Genomic DNA, 16793 nt, shown 5'->3' with positions numbered 1-16793 from the left:
GCTTACTCCGCGGCGCGCGCGATGACGGTGCTTTCGCGATGCCGGCCCTGCAGCGCCGAGGCGATCCATTCGACGCCGGCCTCGTAGGAAAAGCGCGTGCGCACGACCTCGCCGGCGCGGCGCGCCAGCCTCTCCCGCAGCGCCGGATCGGCGATCATGCGGCCGAGCGCGACGCCCAGCTCACGCGGCGCGGCCGGCGGCACGAGCAGGCCGCTCACCCCATCCTCGACGAACTCGCCGATGGCCGCCGCCTGCGTCGACACCAGCGGCAGCCCCTGGTGCGCGGCTTCCATCAGCACGTTGGGCAATCCATCCTGGTCGCCGTCGGCGGCTCTCTTGCTCGCCAGCACGAACAGATCGGCGCTGGCGAGGGCCGCGAACACCGCCTTCTGTGGTTGGCCGCCCCACCAGACGCAGCGGTCGGCGATGCCGAGCGACGCGGCCTGCGCCTTCAGCGCATCGGACAGGTCGCCATCACCGACATGCTCGAAGCGCCAGTGCAGATCGGCCGGCAGCGACGCCAGCGCCTCCAGCAGGTCGTCGTAACCCTTCTTCTCGACCTTGCGGCCGACCGAGAGGATCACGACCGGATCGGCCGGATCAGATCCATCGCGCGGCGGCCGCGCGGGCGGCGGCGGCGGCAGATGAGCGAAGTCGAGGCCATGATAGACGAGGCGCAGCTTGCCTGGGTCCGGTGCCAGCTCCTTCAGCCGCTGCAGGCCGACACTAGTGCAGGTCACCAGCCAGGCGCAGTCCGCCAGCTTTTCGCTGACGTCCCAGGGCTCGCTGGTCCAGATATCCTTGGCGTGCGCCGACACGCTCCAGGGCAGGCCGCGCATCGTCGCGGCATAGCGCGTCACCGAGGCGGGCGTGTGCAGGAAATGCGCGTAGAGCCGCTCGATCGAGTCCGGCAATTCGACCGCCAGCACCAGCGCCTGGCCCCAGCGCCGTAGGCGATTGGCCGTGCGATCGCGCCGGTAGTCGGCGAGGAACTTGGCGCGCGCCGCGGCGTAGCCGGGCAAATGGCGGGCCTTCAGCCAGGCCGATAGTACGCGGCGTCGGTCGTCCTCAAGATACTCGGGCAGATAGACGACCCTGGCCGCGACGCGATCGTGGACGGGATGGCGCGCCTTGTCGGTCGGATGGCGCATCGACCACAGTTCCAGCGAGACCCCGCGCGCCTCGAGGCCGGCGATCTCCTGGGCGATGAAGGTCTCGGAAAGGCGCGGCCAGCCCTTCAGGATGACCGCGACTTTTGCCCCGTCGTTCCGCAGCATCAGCGAACTGAAATCAGGTGCGGACGCGTCCCGGCAACGTCACCGGGTCCGCCGAGGCAAGCTCGCCGCCCGCATCCGCGACCTCGAGCGAGGCCGGGCCGCGATGCGGATGGGAGAGCTGCTTGGAAACGAGCCGCCACACGCTGCCGAGACCGTCGAGCAGGCCCGGCACGACGACGTCGCTCGGCAGGCCCTGTTGCGGCAGCTGGCGCAGCGCCGTGGCCATCATCTGCGGGTCGTAGCCGCGGTTCGGATCGAGCATCTCGATCAGGCCGATGTTGCGGGCGGCGCGGGCGCGGATGAACTGTTCGAGGCGCGGATGGGTGCGCGGCACGATGATCGCCCGTTTGTCGAACGACAGGATTTCGCAGAACGTGTTGTAGCCGCCCATGGCGACGACGCCGGCGGCCTTGTGCATCAAGGCGCCGAGATTGTTCGTGAAGGTGAGCGTGCGGATGTTGGGGAACTTCGCGGCGCGTTCCTTGAAGGCCTCGCGCGCCGTGGCCGGCATGAACGGACCGAACACGATGACCGCCCCATAAGGGATATTCGAGTCGGTTTCGTAGGCGCTCAGCACCCAGTCGACCAGCTCGACGCCGTCGCCGCCGCCGCCCGGCGTGACCAGGATGAAGGGACCGTCGATCTCCTCCATCTCGTGCGGCACGTCGCCATGCAGCGGCAGTTCGCGCCGCAGGTAGCCGGTGTAGACCATCTTGTGGCGCACCGAGGGCGGCACATCGATGCCGGTCAGCGGCTTGTTGACCTGCGGCAGGCCATAGACCCAGATCTCGTCGTAGAGGTCACGCAGCGCCGGCACGACATTCTTGCGCTCCCATTCCTTGGCGAGCTGGGCGGGATCGTCCATCACGTCACGCAGGCCGAGGACCAGGGGCGTGCCGCGCTCCTTCAGGAGCCGCAGGGCGGGACCGACTTCGCCGCGCAGGCCGAGCGGCTCCTTGTCGACGATGAAAAGGTCGGGCCGGAAGATGTCGGCGGTGTCGCGGATGATGCGGGTGCGCATCTCGAGCGTGTGCTCGACATTCATGCGCAGGTTGGCCGAGTCGTAGTCGCCGGTGTCGCTCTTCACGACGCCGGGGATACGCACGAAGTCGACGCCGGAGCGGAACTCGTAGGAGCCGACGACCGGCGAGCCGGAAATGATCAGCACCGACACCGAATGGTCGGCCTCGACGATGGCGTTGGCGATCGTGCGGCAGCGGCTCACATGGCCGAGGCCGAACGAGTCGTGGCTGTAGAGAAGCACACGCTTGGACCGGGTGCTGGCAGGCATTTGGCCTCTCCCTCGCCGAAGCGGCTACTGCCCCGACCGGTGAACGACGCCGGGACTATGCCACAGACCGATGGTTCCGCGAACCCCCCACCCCCAGTAGGGCGATCTGGAAAATATCGAATGTAATCAAGGCACTGATCGCCTATAGGGAGAGGCGGGATTGCGGTAACGCAGGATTCATGGAACGCAACCTCTTCTCCTATATCTGGCGGCATAGCCGGCCCGAGCAGATCGTGATCCTACTGCTGGTGGTCCTGGCCCAGGTTTTCTACTTCATGTCGCTGACGGTGCCGAAATCGGTCATCAACAACGGCATCCAGGGCAACGCGTTCAAGGACACCAAGACCATCCCGTTCCTGGTCTGGGAATTGGACCTCTCGGCCGTCTTTCCGGGCAGGGTCATCCGCTTCTTCGACGGCTTCCAGGTCGACCAGCTCCAGTACCTCGTGGTCATGAGCTTCGTCTTCCTGGCCGCCGTCATCGTGAACGGCCTGTTCAAGAAGACGATCAACACCCAGAAGGGTCGCATGGGCGAGCGCATGCTGCGCCGCCTGCGCTACGAGCTCTACGACCGCATCCTGCGCTTCCCGCCGGCCCACTTCCGCAAGGTGAAGCAGGCCGAGCTGGCCACCATGGTGAAGGACGAAGTCGAACCGCTGGGCGGCTTCATCGGCGACGCCTTCGTCCAGCCGATGTTCCTGGGCGGCCAGGCGCTCACGGCCATCATCTTCATCATGATGCAGAACTGGCTGCTCGGGATCATCGTGGTCGTGCTGCTGGCGGCACAGATGGCCATCATCCCGCGCTTGCGGAAGCCGGTGCTGGTGCTGGGCCGCCTGCGCCAGATCTCGGCCCGCCAGCTGGCCGGCCGCATCGCCGAGACCGCCGACGGCGTCCACGAGATACACATTCACGGCGCCGCCAACTACGAGCGCGCCGACATTTCCGAGCGGCTCGGCCGCATCTTCAAGATCCGCTTCGACCTCTACCAGAAGAAGTTCGTCGCCAAGTTCTGGAACAACATCCTGTCGCAGGCGACGCCGTTCGCCATCTATCTCATCGGCGGCTACTTCGCGATCAAGGGCCATATGGACGTCGGCGCGGTGGTCGGCGTGCTGCTCGCCTACAAGGACCTGCCGTCGCCGATCAAGGAGCTGATCGACTGGGACCAGCAGCGCCAGGACGTGCAGATCAAGTACGAGCAGGTGATCGACCAGTTCCAGCCCGAGGGCATGATGCCGCCGGAGCTGCAGGCCATCCCCGACGGGCCGCCGCCGCCGCTCGGCAAGGAGCTGATGATCGCGGGCGTCGTCGTGACCGAGGACGGTCGCGTGAAACAACTCGACAGCCTCTCGCTCACCCTGCCGACCACCGGCCGGGTGGCGGTGATCGGCGGCTCGGGCTCGGGCAAGGAAGTGCTGGGCCAGGTGCTGGCGCGCCAGGTGCTGCCGGCCAGCGGCTCGGTCCGCATCGACGGCAAGGATTTCTTCCAGTTGCCGGAATACGTCATCGGCGCGCGGCTGGCCTATGTCGGGCAGGACACCTACCTCTTCCCGCTGTCGGTGCGTGACAACCTGCTGTTCGGCCTGAAGCTGCGCCCCGTGGCGCCGGCGACCTACGACGAGGCGACAAAGGCCGTGCGCGAGACCTTCTGGCAGGAATCGGAGCGCGCCGGCAATCCGGCCTTCGACCCCAATGCCGACTGGGTCGACTACGAGCTGGCCGGCGCCACCGGCCCGGCCGATCTGCTGCCCTGCATGGTGCGCGTGCTGAAGCAGGTCGATCTCGACGAGGACATCTATTCTCTGGGCTTGCAAGGCACCCTCGACGCGGCGCTGCGGCCCGATCTCGCCGAGAAGATCCTGAAGGCCCGTCATTCGCTGCACCAGCACCTGCAGGACGCGAGCTATGCCGGCCTAGTCGAGCCCTTCAACAAGGACCACTACAACCAGAACCTCTCGGTCGCCGAAAACCTGCTGTTCGGCACCGCGCTCGGCAAGCAGTTCGACGGCGACAATCTCGCGGCCGATCCCTACGTGATGTCGGTGCTGCAGAAGACCGGCCTCGACCGCGACCTGCAGCGCATGGGCCTCACCATCGCCGAAACGATGGTGGAACTGTTCTCCGGCCTGTCGCCCGACAATCCGCTGTTCGAGCAGTACAGCTTCATCTCCGCCGACGAGCTGCCCAACGTCCGCCTGCTGCTGCAGCGCCTCGGCGGCAAGGGCATCGAGGCCGTGCCCGAGGCCGACCGCATCCGGCTGATGACACTGCCGTTCCGTTACATCGAGGCGCGCCATCGCCTCGGGCTGATCGATACGGACATGGAGGAACGCATCCTCGCCGCCCGCCGCGCCTTCGCCGACGGCCTGCCGGACAGCCTGCGCGACGCCGTCGAGTTCTACGATTTCGAGCGCTACAACAGCGCCGCCACCCTGCAGGACAATGTCCTGTTCGGCCGCCTGGTCTACGGCCAGGCACAGGCCGGCGAACGCATCGGCGCGCTGATCGCCCAGGTGTTCGACGAGCTCGGCCTGCGCGATTCGGTGATCGAGGTCGGCCTGGAGTACAATGTCGGCGTCGGGGGCAAGCGACTGCCCGCGACGCAGCGCCAGAAACTCGGCATCGCGCGCGCGCTGATGAAGCGGCCGCAGCTCATCGTCGTCAACGAGGCGGTCGCCATGTTCGATGGCCGTACCCAGGACCGCATTCGCGACAATATCCTGGCGGAGGTATCCGAGGGCAGTCGCGGCGTCGTATGGATCGCCAACCGGCCGAGCCAGGCGCAGCCGTTCGAACAGATCGTCGTTATGAAGGGTGGCCGCGTGGTCGCCCAGGGATCGCCGTCGGACCTGGCGGCAAGAGGCGGGCTCTACACCGAGCTGATGGCGTCGGTTTAGCGCACCGAGGAGGACACGATGAACCTCAACGAAGAAGTAGAGCTTCTGAAGGGCGTGCCGATCTTCGCGAAGGTCGAGCAGGCGAGGCTGAAGCTGCTGGCCTTCACCAGCGAGCGGGTGAACTTCGGCATCGGCCAGGAGGTCTGCCACCAGGGCGATCCCGGCGACACGATGTACGTCATCCTGGGCGGCACGGCCGACGTGCTGATCGACACGCCGAGCGGCCAGATCGCCGTCGCCGAGATGAAACGCAACAGCTTCTTCGGCGAGATCGCCATCCTGTGCGACGTGCCGCGCACCGCGACCATCAAGGCCAAGGAGCCGCTCGCCACGCTCAAGATCACCAAGGACATGTTCTATCGCCTGGTCGCGGAGTTCCCGGAGATGGCGATCGAGATCATGCGCGAGCTGGCGCACCGCCTCGAGGACACCAACCAGAAGCTGCGCGCCGCCACCAAGGCCGCCTGAGCGGTTTGTAGAGTCGCCCCCAAGAGTCAATCGCATCATCATGAGCCGTCTCGACAGTTTCATCGCGCGCATGCAGGCGCAGCGCGACTGCCTGAATTTCCTGAAGCCCGCCCTCGCGGCCGTCCCGGGTCCGATCCTCGAGGTCGGCCTGGGCAACGGCCGCACCTACGATCATCTGCGCGAGCTGTTTCCCGGCCGCGACATCTATGTGTTCGAACGCCAGGTCGCGGCCCATCCCGACTGCGTGCCGCCCGACGACCGGCTGTTCCTCGGCGATGCCGACAAGACGATCATCGAGGCCGCGCGAAAGCTTGGGCCGACGGCCGCGCTGATCCACACCGATCTCGGCACCGGCGATCACGAAGCGAACATGGCGATGGGCAAATGGCTCGGCCCGGCGCTCGACCGGCTGGCCGCGTCAGGCGGCTATGTGCTGGCCAACCAGCCGCTCGAGGTCGCACGCTGGCAGCGCCTGCCGGAGCCTTCGGGCGTGCCGAAGGACCGGTATTTTCTTTATCGCGTGAGCTAGCGGCCGATCAGCCGCAACAGCACCAGCAGCACGACGGCGCCGAGGACGGACCCGAAGAAGCCAGCCGCTTCGCCGACCTGATAGAGGCCGAGGGCCTGGCCGCCATAGGTCGCGATCACGGCGCCCACGATGCCGATCACGATGGTGACGATGATGCCGCGCGGGTTGGGGCCCGGCGTCAGGAAGCGCGCGATCAGACCGACCACCAGGCCGATGAACAGGATCCACAAAATCGTCATTGCCGTTCTCCCCTAGACCTCGAACGTCGCCGACACCGGCACATGATCCGATGCCTTTTCCCAATCGCGCAGGTCGACGTCGATGTGGTGGCTGCGAATCGCACCGGCAAGGGCGGGGCTCGCCAGGATATGGTCGAGCCGGCGGCCGCGGTTGGAGACGCGCCAGTCGTTGTTGCGGTAGCTCCACCACGAATAGAGCTTCTCGCTCTCGGGCACGAACTTGCGCGGCACGTCGATCCAGTCGAGCGAGGCCTGCAGCTTGCCGAACAGCTCCACCTCGACCGGCGTGTGCGAGACGATCTTGAGGAGCTGCTTGTGGCTCCACACATCGTGCTCCAGCGGCGCCACGTTGAGGTCGCCCACGGTGATGCGGCGCAGGCCCTTGCGCGCGCGCGGGCCGGGCTTGCGCGCGGCATACCAGTCCGCCATCTCGCGATAGAAATCGAGCTTGTGCGCGAACTTCACGTTGAGGTCGGGGTCGGGAATGTCGCCACCAGCCGGGATGTAGAGATTGTCGAGCAGGATCGGATCGCCCCCGACATCGAGCGCGACCTCGACGTGACGGCAATCCTCCTTGCCGCAACGGTGGTGGATGTTCCCGGCGGCGAACGGCACCTTCGACAGGATCGCCACGCCGTTATAGGCCTTCATGCCCTGCACGAAGCGGTGGGTGTAGCCCATGCGCTCGAAGGCCTCGTGCGGGAAGAACTCGTCCGGGCACTTGGTCTCCTGGAGGCACAGCACATCGGGCTGGCGCAACTTCAGGTACCGTTCGACGTTTCCGATCCGCAGCCGGACCGAGTTTATGTTCCAGGTCGCAATGGTGAGACTCATCGTCGGGCAGTATAGACGATCCGGAGACGATCTCGCCGGGGACATCTCGACAAGGAGACCGAGCCATGCAGATGGATGGCGACCAGAGCAGCAACATCGAGGATCGCCGCAGCGACGGCGGCGGCTTCGGCGGGGGTGGATTCGGTGGTGGCGGCTTTCCCATCCCGATGGGCGGCGGCGGCGGCGGCCTGTTCAAGGGCGGCTTCGGCTTGGTGGCCTTCGTCGTCATCGCCATGATCATGGGCGCCGACCCCGGCGCCATCCTGAGCGACATAGCGGGTGGCGGCGGCGGCACGTCGAGCTATACGCCGGCGCCCCCGTCCTCTTCAGCCAGCCGCTCGCCCGGCACGCAGGCGCCTGCCGGCGACGCCGAGACCCAGTTCGTCTCGCGCGTGCTGAAGAGCACCGAGGATGTCTGGCACGAGATCTTCCAGGGCATGGGCCGCCAGTATCAGGACCCCAAGCTGGTGCTGTTCCGCGACGCCACGCGCACCCAATGCGGCGTCGGCCAGGCGGCGATGGGGCCGTTCTATTGCCCGGCCGACCAGCGGGTCTATCTCGACCTCGGCTTCTTCGACGAGCTGGCGCGCCGCTTCCGCGCGCCCGGCCAGTTCCCGCAGGCCTATGTGATCGCCCACGAGGTCGGCCATCACGTGCAGAACCAGCTCGGCATCTCGGCCAAGGCGCAGCAGATGCAGCAGAGCATGAGCAAGCGCGACGCCAACGCGCTGTCGGTGCGCGTCGAGCTGCAGGCCGACTGCTTCGCCGGCGTCTGGGCCAACCGCGCCGACAAGCAGCGCGGCGGCAAGATGATCGACGACAAGGACGTCGACCAGGCGCTGGCCGCCGCCACCGCGATCGGCGACGACGCGCTGCAGAAGCAGAGCCAGGGCCGTGTGGTGCCCGATAGCTTTACGCACGGCACCAGTGCGCAGCGCGCGCGCTGGTTCCGGAAGGGGTTGGACAGCGGCGATCCGCGTCAGTGCGATACTTTTCGCGCGCAGCAGCTCTAACAGCTTTAGCGAAGCTAAAGCTGTTGGCGGGCGGCAGCGCTTTCATAAGCGCGAGAGCCCGCGCCGTGCAGAAAAGACAAGAACGCGCCACTTAAGAGCGGAGGTTACTCCGCTCGCAGTGGCGCGCCCCCAGCACTAGACCAAAACGCACGTCACCGTGCCGCAGCCGTCGACGAAGCCGGACAGCGTGTCGCCCTTCACCACCGCGGCCACGCCGTCGGGCGTGCCGGTGTAGATCAGGTCGCCGGTGGCCAGTTCGACGAGGCCCGACAGGTAGGAGATCGTCTCGGGGACGCTCCAGATGAGCGCGTTGAGGTCCGACTTCTGGCGGGTCTTGCCGTTCACGTCGAGCTGGATGGTGCCCTTGGCGGGATGGCCGATCGTGGCGGCGGGATAGATCTCGCCGATCGGCGCGGACTGGTCGAAGCCCTTGCCCATGTCCCAGGGGCGGCCCATGTCCTTGGCTTGGTTCTGCAGGTCACGGCGCGTCATGTCGAGGCCGACGCCGTAGCCATAGACGTGCTCCAGCGCCTTCTCGACCGGGATGTTCGCGCCGCCCGACTTCATCGCAACGACCAGCTCCATCTCGTGGTGCAGGTTCTTGGTGGCCGGCGGATAGGCGACCTTGGTCGGGTTCTTCGGATCGGCGCAGATCACGATCGCGTCGGCCGGCTTGGTGAAGAAGAAGGGCGGCTCGCGATCGGGATCGTGTCCCATCTCGCGCGCGTGGGCGGCGTAGTTGCGGCCGACGCAGAAGATGCGGCGCACCGGGAACAGGTCGCCGGTACCGTGGACCGGCACGCCGACCGTGGCCGGCGGCGTAACGACATAAGCCATTTCTTCACTCTCCCATTGAAATGCGTGGACCGGAAACTCGTGGAACGCGTCAGCCGCTGGCCGCGATACGCCGCGGCGCGGTATCCGGCACATCGTCGGCGAGATCCCGCGACAGGATCCGCCGGTTGGTCGCGACGAGATGCTCTTCGACCACACGGCAGAAGGTCTCCTCGTCGCCGGCGGCCAGCGCGTTGATGATCTCCTGGTGCGCCGACATGGAATCCTCCAGCGCCGGCGCCTCGCGGAAGGCGCGCCAGCGGAACAGGTTCAGCTCCTTGTTCAGGCCCTTGTAGATTTCCGACAGGCGTTCGTTGCCCGCGATGTCGATCAGGCTGTGATGGAATTCCTCGTTCAGCGCGTAGTAGCGCGACAGGTTTCCGACCCTCGCCTGCTGCTCGATCTTGTCCACGAGCGCACGCAACGCCGTGACCTGCGCCGGCTTGATGCGCTCCAGGATCAGCCTGTTGATGTGGCGGTTCAGCACGAGCTTGATCTCGCACAGCTCCTCCGCCGAACGCCGCGAGATCTTGCGCACGAAGACGCCGCGGTTGGTGATGATCTCCACCAGCCCGGCCTGCTCCAGCCGCCGGCAGGCCTCGCGGATCGGCGCGCGGCTCAGGCCATTGGTGTCGCTGAGGGCCTTTTCGTTGATCGGATCACCCGGCTTCAGGGTGCCGTCCATGATCATGCGCTCGAGTTCGTCGAAGACGAGCGAGACGAGGGAAGGCCGCTTGGCGATTTTCAACGCAGTCATTTCGGGCGGCACACTAGTCGATTGACACCAATTGGTAAATTATAGATTGTCGACAATGCGCAATCGCACATCGAGGGAGTAACGCATGATTGTCGGCATCGACCACATCGAACTCGTCGTGAACGACGTGAAGGAATTTGTTGAGTTTTATCAAAAGCTTGGCTTCAAGCTTCTGACCTGGACCGACCATCATGGCGGCTCGGCCGAGCTGCAGATGCCGGGCGAGAATTCGCCGATCTTCGAGATTCACTCGTGCATGACCGAGGAGAATCCCGGCATCAATCACATCTCCTTCAAGGTCATCGACATCGACAAGACCCACGCCGACCTCGTCTCCAAGGGCATCAAATTCCACAAGGACGTCCACCCGTCGCGCGCCACCGGCCGCAAGAACGCCCTGCTGCGCGATCCCGACGGCTGGCGCCTGCAGCTGAGCGACTCCGAGCGCGGCGAGCCCGAACCCGGCCGCAGCTAGGACGGCCCGTAAATCCGACCGACGAGACGCCCGTGAGCGACGTCCTGCTGAACATCGAGGATCTGCACACCTACTTCTTCGTCGACGACAAGGTCGCGAAGTCGGTCAGGGGCGTGGACCTGTCGATCGGCAGGGGCGAGACGCTGGGCCTCGTCGGCGAATCGGGATCGGGCAAGAGCGTGACGGCGCAGTCGATCCTGCGCCTGATCCAGCAGCCGGCCGGCCGCATCGTGCAGGGCCGGATCGTCTTCGAGGGAACGGATCTTGCCTCGGCCGGGGAAGAGGAGATGCGCCGCATTCGCGGCAACCGCATCTCCATGATCTTTCAGGAGCCGATGACCTCGCTCAATCCCGTCCTCCGGATCGGCGAACAGATTGCCGAGGTCGTCCGCCTGCATCGTGGCCTGCCGCCGCGCGAGGCGCTGGCCTATGCGACGGACATGCTGGCGAAGGTCGGGATCGCCGAGCCGGGCCGGCGCATCTCCCAGTTTCCTCACGAACTTTCCGGCGGCATGCGCCAGAGGGTGATGATCGCCATCGCGCTCGCCTGCGGGCCGCGCATGCTGATCGCCGACGAGCCCACGACGGCGCTCGACGTCACCATCCAGGCGCAGATCCTCGAACTGATGCGCGGCCTGCAGCGCGATTCGGGCATCTCGATCCTGCTGATCACCCACGATCTCGGCGTCGTGGCGGAAATGGCCCAGCGCGTGGCGGTCATGTACGCCGGCCAGATCGTCGAGCATGCCGACGTGGCGTCACTGTTCGAACAGCCGCTGCATCCCTACACCGAAGGGCTGATGGCCTCGATCCCGCGCATGGACGAGCCGCCGTCGCCGGACCGGATGCTGCCGGCCATCGCCGGCATGGTGCCGAACATCCACGACCTCCCCGTGGGCTGCGCCTTCCAGGATCGTTGCCCCAAGGTCCATGAGCGCTGCCGCCTCGAAGAGCCGCCGCTCAGCCCCGTCGGGACCACGCACGATGTGAGGTGCTGGCTCCATGTCGCCTGACGCGCTGCTCACGATCGAAGGGCTGAAGAAGCACTTTCCCGTGCGCGGGCGGCTGTTCAACCGCTCCAACGATTCGGTCAAGGCCGTCGACGGCGTGAGCCTCAGCGTGCGCAAGGGCGAGACCTTGGGCCTGGTGGGCGAATCAGGTTGCGGCAAGAGCACGCTCGGCCGCTGCCTGCTCCGGCTCGAGGAGCCGACGGGCGGCCGGATCGTGTTCGACGGGCAGGATCTGCTGACCCTCGGCAAGCCGGCGATGCGCCGCCTGCGCCGCGACATGCAGATCATCTTCCAGGATCCCTATTCCTCGCTCAATCCGCGCAAGGCCGTGGGCGCGATCATCGGCGATGCCTTCCGCGTGCATGGCCTGCACAAGGGTGCGGAGCGACGGCGCAAGGTCGAGGAGCTGCTGTCGCTGGTCGGGCTGCGGCCCGAGCATTACGACCGCTTCCCGCACGAGTTCAGCGGCGGCCAGCGCCAGCGCATCGGCATCGCGCGCGCCCTGGCTCTCGATCCCAAGTTCATCGTGGCCGATGAAGCCGTGTCGGCGCTCGACGTCTCGATCCAGGCGCAGATCCTCAATCTGCTGGTGTCGCTGCAGCGGCGCCTCGGCCTCACCTACATCTTCATCTCGCACAATCTGGGCGTCGTCCGTCACGTCAGCGACCGGGTCGGCGTGATGTATCTCGGCCGCATCGTCGAGCTGGCGCCGACCGCAGAGCTGTTTGCCGCCCCCGCGCATCCCTACACCGAGGCCCTGCTGTCGGCCGTGCCGCGACCCAGCGTCGGGGCCGCCAGCAAGCGCATCATCCTCGCGGGCGATCCGCCGTCGCCGCTGCGTCCACCGTCGGGCTGCGCCTTCCATCCGCGCTGCCCGCACCGCCAGGACGTCTGCTCCCGCGAAACGCCACCGCTGCAGGAGATCGCGCCGGAACGCGCGGTCGCCTGCCACTTCCCGCTCACCCTCGCGGCGGCAACGCCCGCCGCAGCGCACTGACCTGCCGTGTCCTGCCCCATCTGAGGAGATGACGATGCCGTCGCACCGCCTGCCCGCCTCGAGACGCCAGATCCTCGCGATGTTCGGCCTTGCCGCCGTGGGCGCCGGCGCAACATCGGCCATCGTCCCGCGCGCCCATGCGCAGGCCGGCAAGAAGGGCGGCACCATGGTCGTGGCACTTCCCGGCGACGTCGAGGTCATCAACTCCTCGATCACGACCGACATCGCGTCGAGCAACATGTGCGGGCAGGTCTACAGCACGGTCGTCCGCCTCGATGACGATGGCAACGTGCAGCCCTATCTCGCGAAGCAGTGGGAAATCTCGCCCGACGGCCTGACCTACACGTTCCGCTTCTTCGACAACATCACCTGGCACGACGGCAAGCCGTTCACCGCGGAGGACGTGACCTGGGGTCTCTGGAACGTCAACCGCAAGTACAACGGCCCCGCCTCGGGCCTGTTCGAGGCGGTCGAATCGATGACGGCGACCGACAAGCTCACCGCCGTGTTCAAGCTGAAGTATCCCTATCCGCCGCTGCTGCGCGGGCTGGCCTACTTCAACAGCTCGACGATCATTCCCAAGCACATCTTCGACACCGGCGAGGACCCGCGGAAGAATCCGGCGAACCTCAGGCCGGTGGGCACCGGCCCGTTCATCTTCCAGGAATACCGCAAGGGCAGCCACGTCACCTTCCTGCGCAATCCGAAGTTCCACCTCGAGAACCGCCCCTTGCTCGACCGGCTGGTGTTCCAGGTCATTCCCAATGAGGCCGCGCGGGCGCTGGCGCTGGAGAAGGGCGACATCGATTTCATCCCCTACTACTCGATGTCGCTCGCCGAGGTGGAACGCCTGAAGGGCAACCCGAAGATCAAGATTGCCATCGCCAAGCGCCAGATCGCCGGCGAGTACATGGCCTTCATCAACACGCGCAACGCCCCGCTGAACAAGAAGGAAGTGCGCCAGGCGCTGTTCTACGCGATGAACCGCGACGAGATGCTGGCCAAGGCGGGCTTCGGCTTCGGCAAGGTGTCGGCCGGGCCGATCTCGTCGGAACAGCCGATCTTCTACACGGCAGACGGCCGGCCCTATCCCTACGATCCGGCGCGCGCCGAGAAGATGCTGGACGAGGCCGGCTTTCCGCGCGGCGCGAACGGCAACCGCTTCTCGCTCCGCGTCAGCTTCTCGCAATCCGAGGGACCGCTGAACAACGTGGCGCGCCTGATGCGCACCTATTTCGCCAAGATCGGCGTCGACCTCAAGGTCATGGGCATGGACCCGGCGGCCTGGCGCGATTCGGCGTTCCGCAACTGGGACTTCGATCTCACCATGGGCACCTACGCGACGGGGCCTGATCCGGCGATCGGCGCGGAGACTTTCTATATCTGCAAGCGCATCGAGAAGATCCCCGGCCGCAACGCCTCGGGCTACTGCAATCCCAAGGTCGACGAATTGTTCGCCGCCGCGGGACAGGAGCTCGACGAGAAGAAGCGCGTCACGCTCTACCATGAAGCGACGAAGATCCTGACCGAGGACCTGCCGCATTTCTGGCTGTGGGATCGCTATTATCCGGTGGCCTTCAACGCCAACCTCACCGGCCTGCCGGGCGATCCGACAGGCTACGGTCCGTTCGACCAGACGCGCTGGATCAAGTAGCGCATGACCGTCGGCTTCTATCTGCTGCAGAGGCTGCTCTACACGGTCCCGCTGCTGCTGGGCGCGGTGACCATCGTCTTCGTGCTCGTGCATCTCGCGCCGGGCAATCCGGTCGATTACATCATCGGCGAATCCGGCGCCGACAAGGAGATGATCGCGCGCATGACGGCCGAGATGGGGCTCGACCGGCCGCTCTACATCCAGCTCCTGCGCTATCTCGGCCAGGTCGCGAGCGGCAATCTCGGCTATTCGTTCGCGTCGAACACGCCGGTGCTCGAACTGATCCTCGACCGGCTGCCGGCGACCCTGCTGCTGATGGGCAGCCAGCTCGTCTTCTCGATCTCGCTCGGCATCACGCTGGGTGTCCTGTCGGCGCGGCGGCCCAACTCGCTGCTCGACAACACGATCACCGTCTTCTCGCTGGCGAGCTTCGCCATCCCGGTCTTCTGGCTGGGCCAGCTGCTGATCCTGGGTTTCGGCTACTACCTCGACTGGCTGCCCATCCAGGGCATGGTCAACCTGCGTGCCGGCTACACGGGCTTCGACCACGTGCTCGACGTCGCCCACCACATGATCCTGCCGGTGCTGACCCTCACCCTCTACAATCTCGCGCTGATCCTGCGCCTGACGCGCGGCAGCCTGCTCGAGGTGGTCGGCCAGGAATACATCAAGGTCGCGCGTTCCAAGGGCCTCTCCGAGAACAGGGTGATGATCCGGCACGCGCTGCGCAACGCGCTGCTGCCGGTCGTCACCGTGATCGGCCTCGAGTTCCGCGCGCTGATCGCCGGCGCCGTGCTGACCGAGACCGTCTTCGCCTGGCCGGGCCTCGGGCGGCTCACCTTCGACGCGATCAATGCGCGCGACTATCCGCTGCTCATGGGGATGTTCATCTTCATCTCCCTGCTGGTGGCGATCGGCAACCTCGTGACCGACCTGCTCTATGCCCTCCTCGATCCCCGCATCCGCTACCAATAGGGAAGCGCCGGCCGCCATGGTGCCCGCACGAGTCCGCCCGTCGTACCAGGTCTGGATGCGCTTCCGGCGCAAGAAGACGGCACTGTTCGGGCTGGCCGGCGCGGCGCTGTTCGTCGCCATCGCGGTCTTCGCGCCGCTGCTGGCGCCCTACGGCATGATGGACATGGGCCCGGCGTTCCAGCCCCCCAGCGCGGGGCACATTCTCGGCACCGACAGCCTGGGCAGCGACGTGCTGAGCAACATGATCCTGGGCACGCGCACGTCGCTCATCGTGGGCCTCTGCGCCGTCCTCACGTCGAACGCCATCGGCCTCACGGTCGGCGCCATCGCCGGCTATTTCGGCGGCCGCACCGACAATATCCTGATGCGCGTCACCGAGATGTTCCAGATCCTGCCGCAGTTCTTCCTGGCCATTATCGTCGTCGCGCTGTTCGGGTCGAGCATCTGGAACATCGTGTTCGTGATCGGCATCCTGACCTGGCCGGTGACGGCACGGTTGCTGCGCGCGGAGTTCCTCTCCCTGCGCAAGCGCGAGTTCGTCGATGCCGCCCGGGCGCTCGGCATGTCGGACTTCGACCTGATCGTGCGTGAGATCCTGCCCAACGCGCTGCCGCCGATCATCGTCAATGCCAGCCTGCAGATCTCGGGCGCCATCCTGCTCGAGGCCAGTCTCAGCTTCCTGGGCCTCGGCGATCCCGACGCCATGAGCTGGGGCATCATGCTCCACAACGCACAGGAATACTTCAATCGCGCCTGGTGGATGGCGGCCTTTCCGGGCCTCGCTCTGTTCGCGACCACCCTGGCCCTCAACCTGACCGGCGACGGGCTGAACGACGCGCTCAATCCGCGGCTTCGGACCTGACCCTCGCTTTCGCCCCGGCGTCCAACCCTCTATGAAGGCCGCCGGAGTTCCAGAACATGACCGACGAAAATGTGCTGATCGTGCAGGCCGATTCGGCCGATACCGCGCTGGGCTGGGCCACCCTGGGCGAGCGACGCTGGCGCTGCTGCGTGGGCGCAGGCGGCGTGCGCGAAGACAAGGTCGAGGGCGATTCGGCGACGCCGGTCGGCGAGTTTCCGCTGCGCCGCATCTATTATCGCAACGACCTGGTGGTCCTGCCCAAGGTCGCCCTGCCAGCGCGGCCGATCAGCGAGCATGACGGCTGGTGCGACGACCCGCGCTCGCCGACCTACAATCGCCTGGTCAACATCCCCAACGAGTGGAGCGCCGAGAAGATGTGGCGCGAGGACGGGCTCTACGATCTCGTCGTCGTGGTCGGCTACAACGACGATCCGCCGGAAGGCGAATGGGGCAGCGCCATCTTCCTCCACATCGCGCGCGACGATTACGCCGGCACGCAAGGTTGCGTCGCCTTCTCACGCGAGGATCTTCTGGAACTGCTGCCGCTCATCACCCGCGACACCCGCCTGCGCGTGCTCTCACACGCCGCCAACGAAGAGGCGCAACCGCGCTCGGAGGAAGACGAGCGTCTGAAACAGTTCGAGGATTTCGACGAAAAGGATTGGTGAAGCGCTGACT

At 66.2% G+C, this 16793-nt stretch carries 17 protein-coding genes; 11 read left to right on the top strand and 6 right to left on the bottom strand.

Translation table 11 applies throughout. The features are described from left to right. Positions 1 to 2: 2 nt before the first annotated feature. Positions 3 to 1277, bottom strand: coding sequence for a glycosyltransferase (locus tag AC1ROX_RS00405; protein ID WP_493121363.1), 1275 nt, complete (start codon positions 1275 to 1277; stop codon positions 3 to 5). A gap of 13 nt (positions 1278 to 1290) precedes the next feature. Continuing rightward, positions 1291 to 2568, bottom strand: coding sequence for a glycosyltransferase family protein (locus AC1ROX_RS00400; RefSeq protein ID WP_493121361.1), 1278 nt, complete (start codon positions 2566 to 2568; stop codon positions 1291 to 1293). A 179-nt stretch (positions 2569 to 2747) separates the two neighbouring features. On the opposite strand from AC1ROX_RS00400, the gene AC1ROX_RS00395 reads away from it, so the two are divergent. From AC1ROX_RS00395 to AC1ROX_RS00385, 3 genes are read left to right on the top strand one after another with little or no spacing between them, the layout of a single operon-like run. After that, on the top strand, positions 2748 to 5468 hold the full coding sequence (locus tag AC1ROX_RS00395) for an ABC transporter transmembrane domain-containing protein (protein ID WP_493121359.1): 2721 nt from the start codon (positions 2748 to 2750) through the stop codon (positions 5466 to 5468). A gap of 18 nt (positions 5469 to 5486) precedes the next feature. Then, positions 5487 to 5936, top strand: a complete 450-nt coding sequence (locus AC1ROX_RS00390) for a cyclic nucleotide-binding domain-containing protein (RefSeq protein WP_493121357.1) — start codon at positions 5487 to 5489, stop codon at positions 5934 to 5936. Positions 5937 to 5976: 40 nt separating this feature from the next. Continuing rightward, complete coding sequence (locus tag AC1ROX_RS00385; protein WP_493121355.1) at positions 5977 to 6465, top strand: class I SAM-dependent methyltransferase; 489 nt, start codon at positions 5977 to 5979, stop codon at positions 6463 to 6465. On the opposite strand, the gene AC1ROX_RS00380 is transcribed toward AC1ROX_RS00385, so the two are convergent. After that, entirely contained in the window at positions 6462 to 6704 is a 243-nt protein-coding gene (locus tag AC1ROX_RS00380) for a GlsB/YeaQ/YmgE family stress response membrane protein (protein ID WP_493121353.1), read from the bottom strand. The genes AC1ROX_RS00385 and AC1ROX_RS00380 overlap by 4 nt on opposite strands. A gap of 12 nt (positions 6705 to 6716) precedes the next feature. Continuing rightward, complete coding sequence (locus AC1ROX_RS00375; RefSeq protein ID WP_493121351.1) at positions 6717 to 7538, bottom strand: exodeoxyribonuclease III; 822 nt, start codon at positions 7536 to 7538, stop codon at positions 6717 to 6719. A gap of 65 nt (positions 7539 to 7603) precedes the next feature. Between AC1ROX_RS00375 and ypfJ the strand changes: the two genes are divergently transcribed. After that, positions 7604 to 8551 (top strand): KPN_02809 family neutral zinc metallopeptidase, encoded by a 948-nt coding sequence (gene ypfJ / locus AC1ROX_RS00370; protein WP_493121349.1) that lies wholly within the window; start codon positions 7604 to 7606, stop codon positions 8549 to 8551. Between the two features lie 135 nt (positions 8552 to 8686). Here ypfJ and AC1ROX_RS00365 read toward each other — a convergent pair whose 3' ends face one another. Both AC1ROX_RS00365 and AC1ROX_RS00360 read right to left on the bottom strand, forming a co-directional pair. Next, the gene (locus tag AC1ROX_RS00365) at positions 8687 to 9388 is read right to left on the bottom strand and encodes a fumarylacetoacetate hydrolase family protein (protein WP_493121347.1); all 702 of its coding nucleotides are present in this window, start codon (positions 9386 to 9388) and stop codon (positions 8687 to 8689) included. A gap of 49 nt (positions 9389 to 9437) precedes the next feature. Beyond that, positions 9438 to 10142, bottom strand: a complete 705-nt coding sequence (locus tag AC1ROX_RS00360) for a GntR family transcriptional regulator (RefSeq protein WP_493121344.1) — start codon at positions 10140 to 10142, stop codon at positions 9438 to 9440. An 85-nt stretch (positions 10143 to 10227) separates the two neighbouring features. Between AC1ROX_RS00360 and AC1ROX_RS00355 the strand changes: the two genes are divergently transcribed. The 7 genes from AC1ROX_RS00355 to AC1ROX_RS00325 are packed head-to-tail and all read left to right on the top strand — an operon-like array spanning position 10228 to position 16783. After that, positions 10228 to 10617: a VOC family protein gene (locus AC1ROX_RS00355; RefSeq protein ID WP_493121342.1), complete on the top strand. Its 390-nt coding sequence runs from the start codon at positions 10228 to 10230 to the stop codon at positions 10615 to 10617. Between the two features lie 32 nt (positions 10618 to 10649). Beyond that, positions 10650 to 11630 (top strand): ABC transporter ATP-binding protein, encoded by a 981-nt coding sequence (locus AC1ROX_RS00350; protein ID WP_493121340.1) that lies wholly within the window; start codon positions 10650 to 10652, stop codon positions 11628 to 11630. Then, positions 11620 to 12624, top strand: a complete 1005-nt coding sequence (locus tag AC1ROX_RS00345) for an ABC transporter ATP-binding protein (RefSeq protein ID WP_493121338.1) — start codon at positions 11620 to 11622, stop codon at positions 12622 to 12624. Before AC1ROX_RS00350 ends, AC1ROX_RS00345 begins: the two co-directional genes overlap by 11 nt. Positions 12625 to 12658: 34 nt before the next feature. Continuing rightward, the gene (locus AC1ROX_RS00340; protein ID WP_493121336.1) at positions 12659 to 14278 is read left to right on the top strand and encodes an ABC transporter substrate-binding protein; all 1620 of its coding nucleotides are present in this window, start codon (positions 12659 to 12661) and stop codon (positions 14276 to 14278) included. A 3-nt stretch (positions 14279 to 14281) separates the two neighbouring features. Further along, a complete protein-coding gene (locus tag AC1ROX_RS00335; protein ID WP_493121334.1) occupies positions 14282 to 15253 on the top strand; it encodes an ABC transporter permease in 972 nt (323 codons plus the stop codon). Positions 15254 to 15269: 16 nt separating this feature from the next. Continuing rightward, entirely contained in the window at positions 15270 to 16115 is an 846-nt protein-coding gene (locus AC1ROX_RS00330; RefSeq protein ID WP_493121332.1) for an ABC transporter permease, read from the top strand. Positions 16116 to 16171: 56 nt separating this feature from the next. After that, positions 16172 to 16783, top strand: a complete 612-nt coding sequence (locus tag AC1ROX_RS00325) for a L,D-transpeptidase family protein (RefSeq protein WP_493121331.1) — start codon at positions 16172 to 16174, stop codon at positions 16781 to 16783. The last annotated feature ends 10 nt before the right edge of the window (positions 16784 to 16793 follow it).

The sequence above is a fragment of the Reyranella sp. GW821-FHT14A01 genome, assembly GCF_058803965.1.
The sequence above is the reverse complement of the archived record's forward strand: the minus strand, read 5'-3'. Positions and strand labels throughout refer to the sequence as shown.

Coding starts and splice junctions, on each gene's coding strand:
- AC1ROX_RS00380 (WP_493121353.1), bottom strand. CDS start 6,704: ATGACGATTTTGTGGATCCTGTTCATCGGCCTGGTGGTCGGTCTGATC.
- AC1ROX_RS00395 (WP_493121359.1), top strand. CDS start 2,748: ATGGAACGCAACCTCTTCTCCTATATCTGGCGGCATAGCCGGCCCGAG.
- ypfJ (WP_493121349.1), top strand. CDS start 7,604: ATGCAGATGGATGGCGACCAGAGCAGCAACATCGAGGATCGCCGCAGC.
- AC1ROX_RS00375 (WP_493121351.1), bottom strand. CDS start 7,538: ATGAGTCTCACCATTGCGACCTGGAACATAAACTCGGTCCGGCTGCGG.
- AC1ROX_RS00340 (WP_493121336.1), top strand. CDS start 12,659: ATGCCGTCGCACCGCCTGCCCGCCTCGAGACGCCAGATCCTCGCGATG.
- AC1ROX_RS00390 (WP_493121357.1), top strand. CDS start 5,487: ATGAACCTCAACGAAGAAGTAGAGCTTCTGAAGGGCGTGCCGATCTTC.
- AC1ROX_RS00405 (WP_493121363.1), bottom strand. CDS start 1,277: ATGCTGCGGAACGACGGGGCAAAAGTCGCGGTCATCCTGAAGGGCTGG.
- AC1ROX_RS00360 (WP_493121344.1), bottom strand. CDS start 10,142: ATGACTGCGTTGAAAATCGCCAAGCGGCCTTCCCTCGTCTCGCTCGTC.
- AC1ROX_RS00335 (WP_493121334.1), top strand. CDS start 14,282: ATGACCGTCGGCTTCTATCTGCTGCAGAGGCTGCTCTACACGGTCCCG.
- AC1ROX_RS00345 (WP_493121338.1), top strand. CDS start 11,620: ATGTCGCCTGACGCGCTGCTCACGATCGAAGGGCTGAAGAAGCACTTT.
- AC1ROX_RS00400 (WP_493121361.1), bottom strand. CDS start 2,568: ATGCCTGCCAGCACCCGGTCCAAGCGTGTGCTTCTCTACAGCCACGAC.
- AC1ROX_RS00355 (WP_493121342.1), top strand. CDS start 10,228: ATGATTGTCGGCATCGACCACATCGAACTCGTCGTGAACGACGTGAAG.
- AC1ROX_RS00385 (WP_493121355.1), top strand. CDS start 5,977: ATGAGCCGTCTCGACAGTTTCATCGCGCGCATGCAGGCGCAGCGCGAC.
- AC1ROX_RS00330 (WP_493121332.1), top strand. CDS start 15,270: ATGGTGCCCGCACGAGTCCGCCCGTCGTACCAGGTCTGGATGCGCTTC.
- AC1ROX_RS00365 (WP_493121347.1), bottom strand. CDS start 9,388: ATGGCTTATGTCGTTACGCCGCCGGCCACGGTCGGCGTGCCGGTCCAC.
- AC1ROX_RS00325 (WP_493121331.1), top strand. CDS start 16,172: ATGACCGACGAAAATGTGCTGATCGTGCAGGCCGATTCGGCCGATACC.